Genomic DNA, 18,930 nt, shown 5'->3' on the forward strand with positions numbered 1-18,930 from the left:
ACGGACACCGGAATGGCTCATGGGATGGATATGGCGGCGGTTTTCCACCTGCTTATGCTTATGACGGTTTTCCGGCCCCGGGACCGAACCTCTGGATGACTTTTCTTTCCAGGCGCTCCGCGCAGAACCACAGGGCGGCCTTGAGTTCCTTCTCCACGGTGCGGGTGGAAATGCCGAAGCGACGGGAGATTTCCGCATGCGGCATCTCTTCCAGGCGCGAGGCGATGAGAATCTGCCGACGCCGCGCCGGCAGTTCGCAAAGCGCCTCCAGCAGGCGACGGATCTCGGCGTGACCGCCGACGATGCGCTCCGGGTCGAGGCCTTCGTCGGCCACCTGCAACAGCTCCGCCACCTCCTCCCCGGTGAGCAGGCGGGCGTCGCCCTCGCGGCGGTCGGCGGCAATGTTCAGGGCAATACGGAACAGGTAGGCCTGGGGCTTCTTGACCTCCAGGGCATCATCCAGCCGGTCGACTCTCAGGTAGGTTTCGTGCAGCACGTCGCACGCCAGGTCCTCGGAGCCCAGGCGCCGTTTCAGGCGCGCCTTGAAGTCGTCGTAGGAGGCGAGGAACAGCTTCACCATCGCGCTTTGCCGCGAATCGCTCATGACCCTCCCACTCCCTCCGTCAGCTTGCATTCCATGGCCTTGCCCGTCGTCTTCGGCAGCAACAGGATGGTCAGCGGCTGGGCCAGCGTAGCGGGCGTCGCCTGCATCACCCGCACGCCGCGCAGGCTTTCCACCAGGGCGCTGTCCCGCTGCGGGTCGCCGGTCGAACCGAGCAGGCGACTGTGGCGAACCTCGCCGAAGCGACCGATCCAGAGTTGCAGCACCGCGCGATAGGTACCCGGACGAGTGCGCGGCGAGCGGCACAACTGTTCTTCCAGCGCCGCCTGGACCGCTCCCGCGTAGCGCCGATCCAGCGGCTGCTCGACCTTCGGCATCTCTGCCGGCAGCGGCGCAGCGTTCCTGACGGCCTGCGCCGGCAGCAGGGTGAACGCTTCCTGGCTGGTGTAGCGCGCCATCAGGCCGGTTCCGCCGAGCAGTCGGGTCAGGGCGTCGCTGGCGGTGAAGCGCCCCTGCAAGCGGGCCGAGCGCCGTCCACGGGCCAGTTCGCCATCCACCAGAACCGCCATTCCCGTCACCCCGCTGTAGGTCACCAGCGCCGATGCCAGGCTCTGCGGAGGAATATCGAACGCGTGCACCGCCAGGCGCAACGGCGGCCTGCCGCCATCGCCCGGCACGGCGCCGGACGCCGGCAGCAGCATGCCGAGACCGAGCAACGACACTGCGCACGACCTTGCCACCCCGAGGATCGACATCAACGGATTCCAGTCCGAACTACCCGGTTCAGGCCAGATGGCCATCACCCAGGAGGGACATCCTGATGGCACTGTGTGACTGTGGTGTGACGGTACCTGCGGTGACATGTTTTCACCGATTGCCGTATAAGCGGGAAACCACCATCCCAGCGCGGGAGAATCGCCATGCACCGTTCATCGCAGGTTCTGCCGGCCCTGATCCTGGGCCTGGCCATGAACGCCACCCTGGCCGACGAGCCGACGCCGCCGGCGAACTGCATCAACACCGAGGTCAACGGCTACCAGGCTTTGTCCTATGAATGCCTGAGCCAGCAGATGGCCGATCCTGACAGCGCGGCCAGGGCCCGCCGCGAACAGGAGCTGGATTCCGCCGCCATCGTCCGGCGTCCGCCAAACCAGCTCGGCCTGTACAACCAATCGGCGACGCGCATTCGCCTGGGCACCTCGTTCGGCAACTCAGTGGAAGCGCAGCGGCCGCCTCGCTAAGGGCCTCCGCAGGTCCGCGCTCCTGGCCGGCGGCGCAAGACAAAAAACCCCGGCAACCAGGCCGGGGCAATCGTCGTCGGCGAGGTTGGCCGCCGATCAAAGGACAAGGAACGCCCCTCAGGCGAAGGTACGCTCCAGCAGGTCGCCGAAACGATTGAAGGCATCGCTGGCGCCCTTGGCGGCCAGGCGCTCTTCCTCCTCGTTCAGCTCGATGCCGTCGAGGATCGCCACGAAGCTCTTCCAGCCTTGCGCGCGGCCGCCTTCCGGCTCGGCCAGATGGCGGGCGCCGAAGTTCTCGTCGAGTTCGAGCGCGGCGGCTTTTTTGAACAGGAACGCAGCGCCCAGCTTCGAACCTTCGGAAACGAACAGCCAGCCCAGTGCCTCGGCCAGGCTCAGGTCGGCCTCGCGCACGCTCTGGTCGCCCTCCGGCACCGGATGGCCGAGGTCCGCCAGGTCTGCACGAGCGGCGTCGTCGCGGGCGCGGGAAGCCAGGCCGGGGAACAGGCGGGCCAGCGCTTCGTTGCGATAAAGCGGCTCCAGGTCATGCTGGAAGAGGTACTGGGCGGCGACGAAGCGGGCGAAATTGTCCCGGCTGGCGAAGGGTTCCTTGCTCTTCACCAGGCTCTCCAGGCGCTGGTGCGGCTCGTTGGTCAGCAGGTTGAGGCGTTGCGAACGCAGGTTTTGCCGAGTGGATTCAGGGGCCAGGGTATCCATAGGGGAATTCCTTTCGAGGGACGGAACGCACTGGGCCGACATAGCATGCCCAGGATCAATAACGATTCTCAATTATATTCGTTATTGAATCTCAATGTCACATGAAAGGATGCCGACCGACTGCCATTGACCAGAAAAGGACTACAGCAAATACTGTATTTACATACAGCATTCGAGTTATTTCCTTGGCCTCCCTTTCATCCGTAGCCGACATCACCCCACCCGCAGCCGTCGCCGGACGAGGCAATGGCATAGCGCTGAGTGCGCTGCTCGACGCACGTAGGATCTGGAAAGGCCAGTCCGCTATACCGGCCGGTGCTTCCCAGCCTACCGGGCATGTGCACCTGGACGCACTGCTGCCCGGCGGCGGTTGGCCGGAGCATGCCCTGAGCGAAATCCTCCATGCCCGCGACGGTGTCGGCGAACTGCAACTACTGATGCCGACCCTCGCTCGCCTGACCCAGGCGCAACGTCGCGTCGTCCTGGTCGGCGCACCTTACGTACCTTATCCGCAGGCCTGGCTGGCCGCCGCGGTCGACCTGCGCCACCTGGTCCTCTTGCAGGCCAGCGGACGCGACGCCTTGTGGGCTGCCGAACAGTGCCTGCGCTCGGGCAGTTGCGCCGCTGTGCTGTGCTGGCCGCAGCAGGCCGACGACCGCGCCCTGCGCCGCCTCCAGGTCGCCGCCGAAAGCGGCCAGGCCCTGGGTTTCGCCTATCGTCCCCTGCGCGAAGCGGTCAACCCTTCGCCGGCAGCGCTACGCCTGTGCATCGAAACCCGCCCCCCACGCCTGCGCATCCTCAAGTGCCGGGGCGGCCTCGCGCCGGCGACCGCCCTGCCAGCCAGCGCCTGGCAATGAGGCGGCCATGCTCTGGGCTTGCATTCTCCTGCCGCAACTGGCCATGGACAGCGCGCTGCGTCAACGGAACAATCCCGACGCACCGCTGGCGCTGCTCGGCGGCCCAGCGCAGCGCCGGCAGTTGCAGGCGGTCAACCCAGCGGCACGCGCGCTCGGCCTGAAGCCCGGTCAATCGCTGATCGCCGCCCAGGCCCTGAGCCGGGACTTCGCCACGGCGGAATACGACCTCGCCGCCGTGGAGCGCTGGCAGGCCTTCCTCGCCGCCTGGGCCTACGGTTTCAGCTCGCAGGTCAGCCTGCACTATCCGCGCGCGCTGCTGCTGGAAGTGCAGTCCAGCCTTGCCCTGTTCGGCCCCTGGCCACGCTTCGAGGCCCGCTTGCGCAAGGAACTCACGGCGCTGGGCTTCCGCCATCGCCTGTGCCTGGCGCCGAACCCGGTGGCGGCGAGGGTCCTGGCGAACAGCCACGACGGCCTGGCCATCGAGGACGAGACAGCGCTGCAACGCCAGTTGTCCGCCCTTCCGCTGGACCGCCTGGGACTCTCGCGGGAGCTGGCCGTCGCCCTCGGACGCATGGGACTGCGCCATCTGCGCCAGGTCCTCGAGTTGCCGCGCGCCGCCCTGGCCCGTCGCTTCCCGGCCGAACTGCTGTTGCACATCGACCGCCTCTGCGGCCGCAGCCCGCTGGCGCTGGAGCACTACCGGCCGCCGGACACCTTCGACCTGCGCATCGAACTCAATTTCGACGTGGAATCGCACCAGGCCCTGCTCTTCCCCCTGCGACGGCTGAGCGCCGATCTCGCCGCCTTTCTCGCCGGACGCGACAGCGGCGTGCAGCGCTTCACCCTGCATCTAGAGCATCACGGGCGCGCCGACAGCCAGGTCACGGTCGGCCTGCTCAGCGCCGAACGCGAGGCGGCGATGCTCTTCGAACTGACCCGCGGCCGTCTCGAACAGCTGCAACTGCCCGCCCCCGTGCATGCCGTGCGCCTGGAGGCCCGCGAGCTGCCTCCTTTCACGCCGCAGCACCGCGAACTGTTCGACGAGCGCCCACAGCAGTATCTCGGCTGGGAACAGTTGCGGGAACGCCTGCGCGCGCGGCTGGGCGACGAGGCGGTACAGGGCCTGAGCGCCGTCGCCGAACACCGTCCGGAGCGAAGCTGGCGGCCGCACAGCTGCGACAGGGCGCAATCGCCGGCAGCCTGCGGCCTCCGCCCCGGCTGGCTGCTGGCGGAGCCACGCCCCCTCGGCGAGGCCTTGCCCACCGTGCTGGCCGGCCCGGAGCGGATCGAGTCGGGCTGGTGGGATGGCGAAGACATCCGCCGCGACTATTACCTGGTGGAAACCCGCAGCGGACAACGTGCCTGGGTCTATCGCGAGGTCGGCAGCGAAGGGCCGCTGTGGCTGCATGGCTGGTTCGCATGAGCGCCTACGCCGAACTGCATTGCCTGTCCAACTTCAGTTTCCAGCGCGGCGCCTCCAGCGCCGCGGAACTCTTCGCCCGTGCAGCACGCCTGGGCTATCGGGCCCTGGCGATCACCGACGAATGCAGCCTGGCCGGTATCGTGCGGGCCTGGCAGGCGGCGCGGGAGCATCAGGTACAACTGATCATCGGCAGCGAAATCCGCCTCGAACAGGGGCCCAAGCTGGTCCTCCTGGCGGAGGACCTGGAGGGCTACCAGAACCTCTGTCGCCTCATCACCCGCGGCCGGCGACAAGCCGACAAGGGCCACTACCGGCTGCTGCGCGAAGATCTGCAACAGCCGCTCGCCGGCCTGTTGGCGATCTGGTTGCCGAACGACCATGGGGACGAGCAGGCTGCCTGGCTCCGCGAACGCTTCCCCCAGCGCCTTTGGCTGGGCGTCGAGTTGCATCGCGGCGCCGATGACGATGCCCGCCTGGACAAACTGCTCGCGCTCGCCTCGCATCTCCGGCTACCGCCCGTGGCCTGCGGCGACGTCCACATGCACGCCCGCGGCAGGCGAGCCCTGCAGGACTGCATGACAGCGATCCGCAACCATCTGCCGGTCAGCGAGGCCGGCGCCTATCTCTTCCCCAACGGGGAACGCCACCTGCGTACCCTGGAGGCCCTGCAGGGGATCTACCCGCAAGCCCTGCTGGCGGAAACCCTGAAGATCGCCGAACGCTGCCGGTTCGATCTGGAACAGCTGAAATACCAGTACCCACGCGAATTGGTACCGGCCGGACACGACCCGGCGTCATGGCTCCGCCATCTCACCGAACAGGGCATCGCCAGGCGCTGGCCGAACGGCGCGAGCGCCAAGGTCCGCAAGCAGATCGAGAGAGAACTCGAGCTGATCGCCGAACTGGGCTATGAAAGCTATTTCCTCACCGTGCAGGACATCGTCGCCTTCGCCCGGGGCCGGGAAATCCTTTGCCAGGGCCGCGGCTCGGCGGCCAATTCGGCAGTGTGCTTCGCCCTCGGCATCACCGAGCTGGACCCGGACCGGACCAACCTGCTGTTCGAGCGCTTCCTTTCCCGCGAGCGCAACGAACCACCGGACATCGACGTGGATTTCGAACACGAGCGCCGCGAGGAGGTCATCCAGTACGTTTTCACACGCTACGGACGCCAGCGCGCGGCGCTGACCGCGGTGGTCAGCACCTACCACGGCGCCGGCGCGGTGCGCGACGTAGCCAAGGCCCTGGGTCTGCCGCCCGAGCAGGTCGACGTCCTGGCCAACTGCTGCGGCCGCTGGAGCGACCAGGCCCCCAGCGCCGAACGCCTGGAAGAGGCCGGCTTCGATCCGCAGAGTCCGATCCTGCGCCGGGTGCTGGCCCTGACCGGCGAGTTGATCGGTTTTCCGCGCCACCTCTCGCAGCACCCCGGCGGCTTCGTCATCTCCGAGCAGCCATTGGACACCCTGGTCCCGGTGGAGAATGCCAGCATGGCCGAACGCACGGTGATCCAGTGGGACAAGGACGATCTCGACGCGGTCGGCCTGCTCAAGGTCGACGTCCTCGCCCTGGGCATGCTCAGCGCCCTGCGCCGCAGCTTCGACCTGATCCACGCGCTGCGCGGCGGCAAGCGGTTGAGCATCGCCAGTATCCCGAGCGAAGACCCGGCTACCTACGAAATGATCAGCCGCGCCGATACCATCGGCGTGTTCCAGATCGAGTCGCGCGCCCAGATGGCCATGCTGCCACGCCTGCGCCCGCAGAAGTTCTACGACCTGGTGATCCAGGTCGCCATCGTCCGCCCAGGGCCGATCCAGGGCGACATGGTGCATCCTTACCTGCGCCGGCGAAACGGAGAAGAGCCGGTGGCCTATCCGTCAGCCGAACTGGAGGAAGTCTTCGAACGAACCCTGGGCGTCCCGTTGTTCCAGGAACAGGTCATGGAACTGGCGATCGTCGCCGCCGACTACACACCGGGCGAGGCGGACGAACTGCGTCGCTCGATGGCCGCCTGGAAGCGTCATGGCGGCCTGGAACACCACCGCGAGCGGCTGACCCGAGGCATGCTCGCCAACGGCTACGAGGCCGACTTCGCAGCGCGCATCTTCGAGCAGATCAAAGGCTTCGGCAGCTACGGTTTCCCTGAATCCCACGCCGCCAGCTTCGCCCTGCTCACCTACGCCAGCAGTTGGTTGAAACGTCACGAGCCGGCGGCCTTCGCCTGCGCCTTGATCAACAGTTGGCCGATGGGCTTCTACAGCCCCGACCAGTTGCTCCAGGACGCCCGCCGTCACGCCCTGCAGACACGCCCGGTGGATGTCCGCCACAGCGGTTGGGATTGCAGCCTGGAGTCGTTTGGCCAGGCGCAACCGGCCATACGCCTTGGCCTGCGGATGATCCGAGGCTTTCGCGAGGAGGATGCCAGGCGTATCGAGCAGGTCCGGGAGGCCGAGCCGTTCCTCGACGTGCACGATCTCAGCCGACGCGCCAGGCTCGACGCCCGGGCCCTGGAGTTGCTGGCCGATGCCGGCGCCCTGCGCGGTCTCGCCGGACACCGGCACAAGGCGCGCTGGGCCGTCGCCAGCGTCGAGCCGCAATTGCCGCTGTTCGCCGAAGGGACCGTCATCGAAGAGAGCACGGTCAGCCTGCCACTGCCTTCGCGCGGCGAGGAACTGCTGAGCGATTACGCTCTCCTCGGCACCACCCTCGGCCCGCATCCGCTGAAACTCTTGCGTGGACAGCTCAAGGCCCGCCGCTGCCGCGACTCCCGCGAACTGGCGAAACTGGGACATGGGCGACCGATACGGGTCGCCGGCCTGGTGGTCGGCCGGCAGCGCCCACAGACCGCCAGCGGCATCACCTTCATCACCCTGGAAGACGAGTTCGGCATGGTCAACGTGGTGGTCCGACACGACCTTGCCGAACGGCAGAGGCGGCCATTCCTCGAGTCCCGGCTGCTACAGGTGGAGGGCATCCTGGAGTCCTCCGGCGAGGTGCGCCACGTCATCGCCGGGCGCCTGCATGACCTGACCCCTCTACTCACCGGCCTGGACGTCCGCAGCCGGGATTTCCATTGAGACAAAGAAAAAGGCAGCTCGAGAGACGAGCTGCCTTGGGATGGCCAACAGGGATGGCCACGAAGGGGGGAGCGCTCAAGATACTGTTTATTCATACAGTAAATCAAGCGATTCCCTTCATCGGAAGCCACCTTTCGTCTTTCTCCTCGAAGCGAGGCCCTAACTCGCGGATCGGGATAGGTACGGCGAACGCAAGAACGCCAGCGCCATGCGGATCCGCCCGGACTCTCGCTACGCTAGACGCGAAAGAGGACATGCCAGGAGGGTTTCGGCAAGGTGAACAGGAAGCACGCCTTTTTCCGCGCGCAAAAGCAAAACCCCCGGTCATCGCTGACCAGGGGTTTTGGGATAGGAGCTTGACGATGACCTACTCTCACATGGGGAAACCCCACACTACCATCGGCGATGCGTCGTTTCACTTCTGAGTTCGGGAAGGGATCAGGTGGTTCCAACGCTCTATGATCGTCAAGCAATTCGGTTGGATATCCGTTCGCTTGGGCTTACGTCTATCCGGATTCAGGTATGTGATTTCAAGGTGTTTGCGGTTCATGCGAACTTTCGGTTCGTCGACTTCACCTTACAACACACAATCGTCAGATTGTTTGGGTGTTATATGGTCAAGCCTCACGGGCAATTAGTACTGGTTAGCTCAACGCCTCACAACGCTTACACACCCAGCCTATCAACGTCGTAGTCTTCGACGGCCCTTCAGGGGAATCAAGTTCCCAGTGAGATCTCATCTTGAGGCAAGTTTCCCGCTTAGATGCTTTCAGCGGTTATCTTTTCCGAACATAGCTACCCGGCAATGCCACTGGCGTGACAACCGGAACACCAGAGGTTCGTCCACTCCGGTCCTCTCGTACTAGGAGCAGCCCCTCTCAAATCTCAAACGTCCACGGCAGATAGGGACCGAACTGTCTCACGACGTTCTAAACCCAGCTCGCGTACCACTTTAAATGGCGAACAGCCATACCCTTGGGACCGGCTTCAGCCCCAGGATGTGATGAGCCGACATCGAGGTGCCAAACACCGCCGTCGATATGAACTCTTGGGCGGTATCAGCCTGTTATCCCCGGAGTACCTTTTATCCGTTGAGCGATGGCCCTTCCATACAGAACCACCGGATCACTAAGACCTACTTTCGTACCTGCTCGACGTGTCTGTCTCGCAGTCAAGCGCGCTTTTGCCTTTATACTCTGCGACCGATTTCCGACCGGTCTGAGCGCACCTTCGTACTCCTCCGTTACTCTTTAGGAGGAGACCGCCCCAGTCAAACTGCCCACCATACACTGTCCTCGATCCGGATCACGGACCAGAGTTAGAACCTCAAGCATGCCAGGGTGGTATTTCAAGGATGGCTCCACGCGAACTGGCGTCCACGCTTCAAAGCCTCCCACCTATCCTACACAAGCAGGCTCAAAGTCCAGTGCAAAGCTACAGTAAAGGTTCACGGGGTCTTTCCGTCTAGCCGCGGATACACTGCATCTTCACAGCGATTTCAATTTCACTGAGTCTCGGGTGGAGACAGCGCCGCCATCGTTACGCCATTCGTGCAGGTCGGAACTTACCCGACAAGGAATTTCGCTACCTTAGGACCGTTATAGTTACGGCCGCCGTTTACCGGGGCTTCGATCAAGAGCTTCGCTTGCGCTAACCCCATCAATTAACCTTCCGGCACCGGGCAGGCGTCACACCCTATACGTCCACTTTCGTGTTTGCAGAGTGCTGTGTTTTTAATAAACAGTCGCAGCGGCCTGGTATCTTCGACCAGCCAGAGCTTACGGAGTAAATCCTTCACCCTAGCCGGCGCACCTTCTCCCGAAGTTACGGTGCCATTTTGCCTAGTTCCTTCACCCGAGTTCTCTCAAGCGCCTTGGTATTCTCTACCCGACCACCTGTGTCGGTTTGGGGTACGGTTCCTGGTTACCTGAAGCTTAGAAGCTTTTCTTGGAAGCATGGCATCAACCACTTCGTCATCTAAAAGACGACTCGTCATCAGCTCTCGGCCTTGAAACCCCGGATTTACCTAAGATTTCAGCCTACCACCTTAAACTTGGACAACCAACGCCAAGCTGGCCTAGCCTTCTCCGTCCCTCCATCGCAGTAACCAGAAGTACAGGAATATTAACCTGTTTCCCATCGACTACGCTTTTCAGCCTCGCCTTAGGAACCGACTAACCCTGCGTCGATTAACGTTGCGCAGGAACCCTTGGTCTTTCGGCGTGGGTGTTTTTCACACCCATTGTCGTTACTCATGTCAGCATTCGCACTTCTGATACCTCCAGCAAGCTTCTCAACTCACCTTCACAGGCTTACAGAACGCTCCTCTACCGCGTCACTTACGTGACACCCGCAGCTTCGGTGTGTGGTTTGAGCCCCGTTACATCTTCCGCGCAGGCCGACTCGACTAGTGAGCTATTACGCTTTCTTTAAAGGATGGCTGCTTCTAAGCCAACCTCCTAGCTGTCTAAGCCTTCCCACATCGTTTACCACTTAACCACAACTTTGGGACCTTAGCTGGCGGTCTGGGTTGTTTCCCTTTTCACGACGGACGTTAGCACCCGCCGTGTGTCTCCCATGCTCGGCACTTCTGGGTATTCGGAGTTTGCATCGGTTTGGTAAGTCGGGATGACCCCCTAGCCGAAACAGTGCTCTACCCCCCAGAGTGATACATGAGGCGCTACCTAAATAGCTTTCGAGGAGAACCAGCTATCTCCGAGCTTGATTAGCCTTTCACTCCGATCCACAAGTCATCCCCTACCTTTTCAACGGGAGTGGGTTCCGGTCCTCCAGTCAGTGTTACCTAACCTTCAACCTGCTCATGGATAGATCGCCCGGTTTCGGGTCTATACCCAGCCGACTAAACGCCCTAATTAAGACTCGCTTTCGCTACGCCTACCCTATACGGTTAAGCTTGCCACTGAATATAAGTCGCTGACCCATTATACAAAAGGTACGCAGTCACCTAACAAGTAGGCTCCCACTGCTTGTACGCATACGGTTTCAGGTTCTATTTCACTCCCCTCTCCGGGGTTCTTTTCGCCTTTCCCTCACGGTACTGGTTCACTATCGGTCAGTCAGTAGTATTTAGCCTTGGAGGATGGTCCCCCCATGTTCAGACAAAGTTTCTCGTGCTCCGTCCTACTCGATTTCACTTCAAAGATCCTTTCGCGTACGGGGCTATCACCCACTATGGCCGCACTTTCCAGAGCGTTCCGCTAAAATCAATGAAGCTTAAGGGCTAATCCCCGTTCGCTCGCCACTACTAAGGGAATCTCGGTTGATTTCTTTTCCTCAGGGTACTTAGATGTTTCAGTTCCCCTGGTTCGCCTCTTGCACCTATGGATTCAGTACAAGATACCTAGGTTATCCTAGGTGGGTTCCCCCATTCAGAGATCTCCGGATCAAAGTCTGTTTGCCGACTCCCCGAAGCTTTTCGCAGGCTACCACGTCTTTCATCGCCTCTGACTGCCAAGGCATCCACCGTATGCGCTTCTTCACTTGACCATATAACCCCAAGCAATCTGGTTATACTGTGAAGACGACATTCGCCGAAAATTCGCGCTTGAACTCGCAAATTTTACCTTGACTTGAATGATCACCAGTGAAAGAGATCATTCAGTCTTACTTCTATCACATACCCGAATTTTTAAAGAACAGTTCTGGTGCAAAGACCAGAAATCAATGTTCATCTACGAACATTCATTTCTGAGCTTTCGACGATTGTTTTAGATGGTGGAGCCAAGGAGGATCGAACTCCTGACCTCCTGCGTGCAAAGCAGGCGCTCTCCCAGCTGAGCTATGGCCCCGTATCGGATCACGCAGCACACCAACAATTGGTGGGTCTGGGCAGATTCGAACTGCCGACCTCACCCTTATCAGGGGTGCGCTCTAACCAACTGAGCTACAGACCCAATCGTCTAACCAGTGAATCAAGCAATTCGTGTGGGAGCTTATGAAGAAGCTGAGATCTTCGATTAAGGAGGTGATCCAGCCGCAGGTTCCCCTACGGCTACCTTGTTACGACTTCACCCCAGTCATGAATCACTCCGTGGTAACCGTCCCCCTTGCGGTTAGACTAGCTACTTCTGGAGCAACCCACTCCCATGGTGTGACGGGCGGTGTGTACAAGGCCCGGGAACGTATTCACCGTGACATTCTGATTCACGATTACTAGCGATTCCGACTTCACGCAGTCGAGTTGCAGACTGCGATCCGGACTACGATCGGTTTTATGGGATTAGCTCCACCTCGCGGCTTGGCAACCCTTTGTACCGACCATTGTAGCACGTGTGTAGCCCTGGCCGTAAGGGCCATGATGACTTGACGTCATCCCCACCTTCCTCCGGTTTGTCACCGGCAGTCTCCTTAGAGTGCCCACCCGAGGTGCTGGTAACTAAGGACAAGGGTTGCGCTCGTTACGGGACTTAACCCAACATCTCACGACACGAGCTGACGACAGCCATGCAGCACCTGTGTCTGAGTTCCCGAAGGCACCAATCCATCTCTGGAAAGTTCTCAGCATGTCAAGGCCAGGTAAGGTTCTTCGCGTTGCTTCGAATTAAACCACATGCTCCACCGCTTGTGCGGGCCCCCGTCAATTCATTTGAGTTTTAACCTTGCGGCCGTACTCCCCAGGCGGTCGACTTATCGCGTTAGCTGCGCCACTAAGATCTCAAGGATCCCAACGGCTAGTCGACATCGTTTACGGCGTGGACTACCAGGGTATCTAATCCTGTTTGCTCCCCACGCTTTCGCACCTCAGTGTCAGTATCAGTCCAGGTGGTCGCCTTCGCCACTGGTGTTCCTTCCTATATCTACGCATTTCACCGCTACACAGGAAATTCCACCACCCTCTACCGTACTCTAGCTCAGTAGTTTTGGATGCAGTTCCCAGGTTGAGCCCGGGGATTTCACATCCAACTTGCTGAACCACCTACGCGCGCTTTACGCCCAGTAATTCCGATTAACGCTTGCACCCTTCGTATTACCGCGGCTGCTGGCACGAAGTTAGCCGGTGCTTATTCTGTTGGTAACGTCAAAACAGCAAGGTATTAACTTACTGCCCTTCCTCCCAACTTAAAGTGCTTTACAATCCGAAGACCTTCTTCACACACGCGGCATGGCTGGATCAGGCTTTCGCCCATTGTCCAATATTCCCCACTGCTGCCTCCCGTAGGAGTCTGGACCGTGTCTCAGTTCCAGTGTGACTGATCATCCTCTCAGACCAGTTACGGATCGTCGCCTTGGTAGGCCTTTACCCCACCAACTAGCTAATCCGACCTAGGCTCATCTGATAGCGTGAGGTCCGAAGATCCCCCACTTTCTCCCTCAGGACGTATGCGGTATTAGCGCCCGTTTCCGGACGTTATCCCCCACTACCAGGCAGATTCCTAGGCATTACTCACCCGTCCGCCGCTGAATCCAGGAGCAAGCTCCCTTCATCCGCTCGACTTGCATGTGTTAGGCCTGCCGCCAGCGTTCAATCTGAGCCATGATCAAACTCTTCAGTTCAATACTGCTTGGGTTTTGAGAAAACCCTAAACTTGGCTCAGCAATCGCATTCTCTTAAAAAGAGATAAAACTCTCGAATTCACGAGTGTTACTTGCGTTGCTGATAATCTTGCGATCACCAGTCTTACATCACAAGCACCCACACGAATTGCTTGATTCGACCTGTTAAAGAGCAGTTGGTCAAGGCTTTCGTCTCAACCGAGGCCGCGCATTCTACAGCAACCTCTCGTTCCGTCAAGCGTTATTTTCGAAAATTTTCTTTTCTACTCAACCGCTTGCGCCGACCTTCAAACCATCTTCCGATCAGCGGGAGGCGCATTCTACAGCGTTCAAATTCGCTGTCAAGCACCTCGGTGAAGCTTCGTTTCGAACCCCTTCCGGGACCGAACCGCTGCGGCGAACAACCTGCCGGAGCGCTTCACCACCCCCGGAGGAGAATCCGTAAATCCTTGATTTTCAAGCATTTACTCTTCATCGTCGCCGGGAGTGGTGCGCATTATAGGGAGATAGAAACTGGCGTCAACACTTATTTGAAACTTTTCAACCCAAAGGTCAGGAAGCCCAGAGGACGCCCCATTCCTCCTTTATAGGCTGGCTTGCCCCGCCCTCTCCTTCTGTTGCCTCATATAAGGAATGCGAGCCACGGCTCCGCCGCTTTCGACGAGTGTTCCATGCGCCTCATACATACCTCCGACTGGCACCTGGGCCAGACCCTGCACGGCCAGGACCGCGATCATGAGCATGCGCGCTTCCTCGACTGGCTGCTGCGCCAGCTGGAAGAGCAGCGCGCCGATGTCCTGCTGATCGCGGGCGATATCTTCGACACGATCAATCCACCGCTCAAAGCCCAGGAGCGCCTCTACGACTTCATCGTCAGCGCCCATCGGCGGCTGCCGCGGCTGGAGATCGTGATGATCGCAGGCAACCACGACTCCGGCGCGCGCATCGAACTGCCCGCTCCGCTGATGAAACGACTGAACGCCCATGCCATCGGCCGGATCGGCTGGATAGACGAAAGCCTCGATAGCGATCGCCTGCTTCTGCCCCTGCACGACGCGGATGGCCAGGTCGCCGCCTGGTGCCTGGCCCTGCCCTTCCTGCGTCCCGCCGAAGTCACCGGAGGCGGGCTCGGCGACGATTACCTGGCCGGTATCCGCCAGGTGCACGAACGCCTGGTTGCCGCCGCGCACGTCCGTCGCACGCCGGGACAGGCACTGGTCGCCGTCAGCCACGCACACATGGCCGGCGGCTCGGTTTCCGAAGACTCCGAGCGAAACCTGATCATCGGCAACGTCGAAGCGCTGCCCGCCAGCCTGTTTCCGGAGCAGATCGCCTACGTAGCCCTCGGTCATCTGCACAAGCCACAGAAAGTCGCCGGACAGGAGCGCATTCGCTATAGCGGCTCGCCGCTGCCGCTGTCCTTCGCCGAAGTGAACTATCGCCACCAGGTCCTCCTCGTCACCCTGGAAGGTGAGCGCCTGAAGGATGTACAGAGTCTCCCGGTGCCACGCGCGGTGGAACTGTTGCGCATCGGCCCCGCGCCTCTTGGCGAGGTGCTCGATCGAATCGGCGAACTGGCCGAGGCCGACCTGCTGAACGAACAGCGGCCCTGGCTGGAGGTCCGCGTCATGCTGGATCAGCCGCAACCGGACCTGCGCCAGCAGGTCGAGAGCGCCCTGCTGGGCAAGGCTTGCCGTCTGGTGCGCATCGCCAGCGAGTACCAGCGCCGCGACGAAGAGCAGGCGCCGCTGCTCGGGCTCGACCAACTCAACCCCCAGGAACTGTTCAGCCGCGCCTGGGAAAGCGCCTATGGCTCCGGCCCGGATGCGCAGGCGCTGGATGACTTCGCCAGCCTGCTGCAAAGCGTCGAACTGGCCACCGAAGAGCCCCCGGGGAAATAAGCCGTTCCATGAAGATTCTCGCCATCCGCCTGAAGAACCTCGCCTCCCTCGCTGGCGAGCAGGAAATCGACTTCACCCGCGAACCGCTGTCCAGCGCCGGCCTGTTCGCCATCACCGGTCCGACCGGTGCCGGCAAGAGCACCGTGCTGGACGCCCTGTGCCTGGCCCTGTTCGGCAGCACGCCGCGGCTGGAAAGCACTTCGGCCAGCAGCAAGGTTCCCGATGGCCGGAACGAGCTGTCCAGCAACGACGAACGCAACCTGCTGCGCCGCGGTTGCGCCAGCGGCTACGCCGAAGTGGATTTCGTCGGCATCGACGGCCACCGCTATCGCGCCCGCTGGGAAACCCGGCGCTCCCGGGACAAGGCGGACGGCGCCTTGCAAAAGAGCCAGCAGAGCCTCCAGGACCTGGAGACCCAGCAAATGCTGGCAGCGAACAAGAAAAGCGAGTTCCGCGAACAGCTGGAGCAGAAGCTCGGCCTCAATTTCGCCCAGTTCACTCGCGCCGTGCTGCTGGCCCAGAGCGAATTCAGCGCCTTCCTCAAGGCCAGCGACAACGACCGCGGCGCATTGCTGGAGAAACTCACCGACACCGGCCTGTACAGCCAATTGAGCAAAGCCGCCTATCAGCGCGCCAGCCAGGCCGACGAGCAGCGCAAGCAACTCGAGCAACGCCTGGAAGGCAGCCTGCCCCTGGCCGAGCAGGCCCGGGCCGGGCTCGAGGCGGCGCTGGAATCCCACGCCCAGGCGCGTCTCCAGGAGCAACAGGCCCTGCAGCGCCTGGAAGGCCAGCAACAATGGTTCACCGAGGAGCAGCGGCTGCTGCAATCCTGCGAGCACACACAAGGCCAACTGGCCGAGGCCAGGCAGGCCTGGGACGCCCTGGCGACGGAGCGGGAAACCCTGCAATGGCTGGAGCGCCTGGCTCCGGTTCGCGGACTGATCGAACGCCTGAAGCAACTCGAGCAGGAACTCCGGCACTCCGAGCAGCAGCAGCGGCAGCGCACCGAGCAGCAGGCCGCGGGCGCCGAGCGCTTGCAAGGATTGCAGGCCCGCTTGCAGGAGGCGCGCGAGCGCCAGGCCCAGGCCGACAACCATCTGCGTCAGGCCCAGGCGCCGTTGCGCGAGGCTTTCCAGCTGGAGAGCGAGGCCAGGCGCCTGGAGCGAACGCTGGCCGAGCGACAGGAACTCCATCGGCAATCGAACCAGCGCCACGCCCAGCAAAGCGACGCCGCTCGGCAACTGGATATGGAGCAGCAGCGCCATGTCGCGGAACAGGCGCAACTGCAGGCGGCATTGCGCGACAGCCAGGCTCTCGCCGCGCTCGGCGACGCCTGGGCGACCCACCAGGGCCAGCTCGCCGCCTTCGTGCAACGTCGCCAGCGCGCGCTCGAAAGCCAGGCGCAGCTCCCCGAGCTGGAAAAATCCCTGGCCCACGCCGGTGAACCGCTCGAACGCTTGCAGGCGCAATGGACCGCCCTCCATGGCAGCGAGCCGGACGACCTGGCGGCACGCCTGGACGAATTGCGCCGGCAGACCGATAGCCTGGAACGACAACAAGCGCTCCACAAGGAATGGCAACAGGTCCTCGACCAACGCGCCGGTCTGGCTCGACGCCTGGGCGAACTCGACCAGCGTATGGTCGAGCAGGAGCAGGCATTGCTCGACCTGAAACGACAAGGCAGCCAATGCGCCGAGGAGGTGAAGGCGGCGGAGCAGGCCCTGCAGGTCACCCGCGAGTTGCTCCAGCGCCAACGTCTGGCCCGCAGCGCCAGCGTCGAGCAACTGCGCGCCGGCCTGGTGGACGGCGAGGCCTGCCCGGTCTGCGGCAGCCAGGAGCATCCCTATCACCATTCCGAGCAACTGCTCGCCGCCCTCGGTGAACACGACGACCAGGAGCAGGTCCGCGCCGAGCAGTCCCTCGAGCGGCTGCGACAGACCCTGGTCGGTCTGCGCGAGGGCTATTCCAGCCAGCGGGAAAGACTCAACCAGAGTCGCCAGGAGCAGCAGGAACTGACTGGCCAACTGGCCGCGCTCGATCGGCAACTGGACCAATGGACGCTGCCGGAAGAACTGCGACTCCTGCAGCCATCCGCGCAGTTGGAGTGGCTGGCACAACGCCTGGACGACCTGGCAGGGCAGCGCCAGCAGTGCCAACGAGACTTCGACCGGCTGATCGCCCGCCAGCGCCAGACCCAGCAATTGCAGCAGGAACTGCGGGCCGCCGAGACGATCCTGCAACAGCGCCAGCAGGCGCTGACGGAACAACGGCAGCGCTACGAACATTTGCAGCAGCAGGTCGAGGAGGACAGCCAGCAATTGCGTCCATTGCTCTCCGACGAGCACTGGCAGCGCTGGCAGGCAGATCCGCTGCGGACTTTCCAGGCACTCGGCGAGTCCATCGAGCAACGCCGGCAGCAACAGGCGCGGCTTCAGCAAATCGAACAGCGTCTGCAGGAGCTCAAGCAGCGCTGCGATGAATCGAGCTGGCAACTGAAGCAAAGCGACGAGCAACGCAACGAAGCCCGTCAGGCAGAGGAAAGGGCCCAGGCGGAACTCGCCGAACTGAACGGACGCCTCGGCGCTCACCTGGGCCAGCACGCCTGCGCCCAGGACTGGCAGCTATCGCTGGAGCACGCCGCGCAAGCGGCGCAGAGCGCCGTCGAGACGCTCCAGGCGCCCCTGGATTCGCTGCGCGAGGAACAACTGCGACTCGCCGAAGCCCTGGAACACCTGCAGCAGCAACGGCAGCGCCAACAGGATGAGTTCCAGCGCCTTCAGGCCGACTGGCAGGCCTGGCGCGAACGCCAGGACAACCTCGACGACAGCCGCCTCGACGCCCTGCTCGGCCTTTCCGAGGAACAGGCGACGCAATGGCGGGAGCAATTGCAGCGACTGCAAGAGGAGATCACCCGCCAGCAGACACTGGAAGCAGAGCGCCAGGCGCAACTGCTCCAGCATCGCCGGCAGCGGCCGGAAACCGACCGCGAGGCGCTGGAAGACAACCTGCGGCAACAGCGCGAACGCCTGGCCGCCAGCGAACAGGCCTACCTGGATACCTACAGCCAGTTGCAGGCCGACAACCAGCGCCGCGAGCAGAGCCAGGCGCTGCTTGCCGAACTGGAGCGAGCCCGCGCCGAGTTCCGCAGATGGGGCCGCCTGAACGAACTGATCGGTTCGTCCAGCGGCGACAAGTTCCGCCGCATCGCCCAGGGCTACAACCTCGACCTGCTGGTGCAGCACAGCAACGTGCAGTTGCGCCAGTTGGCGCGGCGCTACCGCCTGCAGCGCGGCGGCAGCGAACTGGGCCTGCTGGTGGTGGACACCGAGATGGGCGACGAACTGCGCTCGGTGTATTCGCTCTCCGGCGGCGAGACCTTCCTGATTTCCCTGGCCCTGGCGCTCGGCCTGGCCTCTATGGCATCGAGCAAGCTGCGCATCGAGTCGCTGTTCATCGACGAAGGCTTCGGCAGCCTCGACCCGGAATCCCTGCAACTGGCGATGGATGCCCTGGACAACCTGCAGGCCCAGGGGCGCAAGGTGGCGGTGATTTCCCACGTCCAGGAAATGCACGAACGGATCCCGGTCCAGGTGCGGGTCCAGCGCGAGGGCAACGGCATGAGCAGCCTGAAGGTGGTCGGCTGAGCC

9 protein-coding genes, 2 tRNA genes and 3 rRNA genes are annotated in these 18,930 nt (G+C 62.4%); 6 read left to right on the forward strand and 8 right to left on the reverse strand.

Features of this window, described 5'->3' with window-relative positions; translation table 11 throughout:
• Positions 1–58 precede the first annotated feature (58 nt).
• Both vreI and vreA read right to left on the reverse strand, forming a co-directional pair.
• Positions 59–604, reverse strand: coding sequence for an RNA polymerase sigma factor VreI (vreI, locus tag AT700_RS22190; RefSeq protein WP_016253831.1), 546 nt, complete (start codon positions 602–604; stop codon positions 59–61).
• On the reverse strand, positions 601–1,317 hold the full coding sequence (gene vreA, locus AT700_RS22195) for a TonB-dependent outer membrane receptor VreA (protein ID WP_003120815.1): 717 nt from the start codon (positions 1,315–1,317) through the stop codon (positions 601–603). The genes vreI and vreA overlap by 4 nt, the downstream gene beginning before the upstream one ends.
• A 165-nt stretch (positions 1,318–1,482) precedes the next feature.
• Here vreA and AT700_RS22200 point away from each other — a divergent pair, with 165 nt between their 5' ends.
• A complete protein-coding gene (locus AT700_RS22200; protein WP_003116538.1) occupies positions 1,483–1,803 on the forward strand; it encodes a hypothetical protein in 321 nt (106 codons plus the stop codon).
• Between the two features lie 117 nt (positions 1,804–1,920).
• On the opposite strand, the gene pigA is transcribed toward AT700_RS22200, so the two are convergent.
• Positions 1,921–2,517: a biliverdin-producing heme oxygenase PigA gene (gene pigA, locus AT700_RS22205; RefSeq protein ID WP_003085321.1), complete on the reverse strand. Its 597-nt coding sequence runs from the start codon at positions 2,515–2,517 to the stop codon at positions 1,921–1,923.
• A 251-nt stretch (positions 2,518–2,768) separates the two neighbouring features.
• On the opposite strand from pigA, the gene imuA reads away from it, so the two are divergent.
• The 3 genes from imuA to dnaE2 are packed head-to-tail and all read left to right on the forward strand — an operon-like array spanning position 2,769 to position 7,868.
• A complete protein-coding gene (gene imuA, locus AT700_RS22210) occupies positions 2,769–3,374 on the forward strand; it encodes a translesion DNA synthesis-associated protein ImuA (protein ID WP_031639058.1) in 606 nt (201 codons plus the stop codon).
• A gap of 7 nt (positions 3,375–3,381) precedes the next feature.
• Positions 3,382–4,797 carry a Y-family DNA polymerase gene (locus tag AT700_RS22215; protein WP_003120817.1) on the forward strand — a complete coding sequence of 472 codons (1,416 nt, stop codon included), beginning with the start codon at positions 3,382–3,384 and terminating at the stop codon, positions 4,795–4,797.
• Positions 4,773–7,868 carry an error-prone DNA polymerase gene (dnaE2, locus tag AT700_RS22220; protein ID WP_078801574.1) on the forward strand — a complete coding sequence of 1,032 codons (3,096 nt, stop codon included), beginning with the start codon at positions 4,773–4,775 and terminating at the stop codon, positions 7,866–7,868. Before AT700_RS22215 ends, dnaE2 begins: the two co-directional genes overlap by 25 nt.
• Positions 7,869–8,222: 354 nt before the next feature.
• Here the strand turns inward: dnaE2 and rrf are convergent.
• The 5 genes from rrf to AT700_RS22245 all read right to left on the reverse strand — a co-directional run bounded on the left by rrf (position 8,223) and on the right by AT700_RS22245 (position 13,382).
• Positions 8,223–8,338 (reverse strand): 5S ribosomal RNA (gene rrf, locus AT700_RS22225).
• Between the two features lie 143 nt (positions 8,339–8,481).
• Positions 8,482–11,375: ribosomal RNA gene (locus AT700_RS22230) — 23S ribosomal RNA — on the reverse strand.
• A gap of 226 nt (positions 11,376–11,601) precedes the next feature.
• A tRNA-Ala gene (locus AT700_RS22235) sits at positions 11,602–11,677 on the reverse strand.
• Positions 11,678–11,705: 28 nt separating this feature from the next.
• Positions 11,706–11,782: transfer RNA gene (locus AT700_RS22240), tRNA-Ile, on the reverse strand.
• Between the two features lie 64 nt (positions 11,783–11,846).
• A 16S ribosomal RNA gene (locus tag AT700_RS22245) occupies positions 11,847–13,382 on the reverse strand.
• Together the 16S, 23S and 5S rRNA genes with 2 tRNA genes alongside form the textbook arrangement of a ribosomal RNA operon.
• A gap of 671 nt (positions 13,383–14,053) precedes the next feature.
• Between AT700_RS22245 and AT700_RS22255 the strand changes: the two genes are divergently transcribed.
• Together AT700_RS22255 and AT700_RS22260 are read left to right on the forward strand one after the other, a co-directional pair.
• Positions 14,054–15,283 carry an exonuclease SbcCD subunit D C-terminal domain-containing protein gene (locus tag AT700_RS22255; RefSeq protein ID WP_003120830.1) on the forward strand — a complete coding sequence of 410 codons (1,230 nt, stop codon included), beginning with the start codon at positions 14,054–14,056 and terminating at the stop codon, positions 15,281–15,283.
• Between the two features lie 8 nt (positions 15,284–15,291).
• Positions 15,292–18,927 (forward strand): AAA family ATPase, encoded by a 3,636-nt coding sequence (locus AT700_RS22260; RefSeq protein WP_025324712.1) that lies wholly within the window; start codon positions 15,292–15,294, stop codon positions 18,925–18,927.
• The last annotated feature ends 3 nt before the right edge of the window (positions 18,928–18,930 follow it).

The organism is Pseudomonas aeruginosa, from assembly GCF_001457615.1.
GTDB classification, from domain to species: domain Bacteria; phylum Pseudomonadota; class Gammaproteobacteria; order Pseudomonadales; family Pseudomonadaceae; genus Pseudomonas; species Pseudomonas aeruginosa.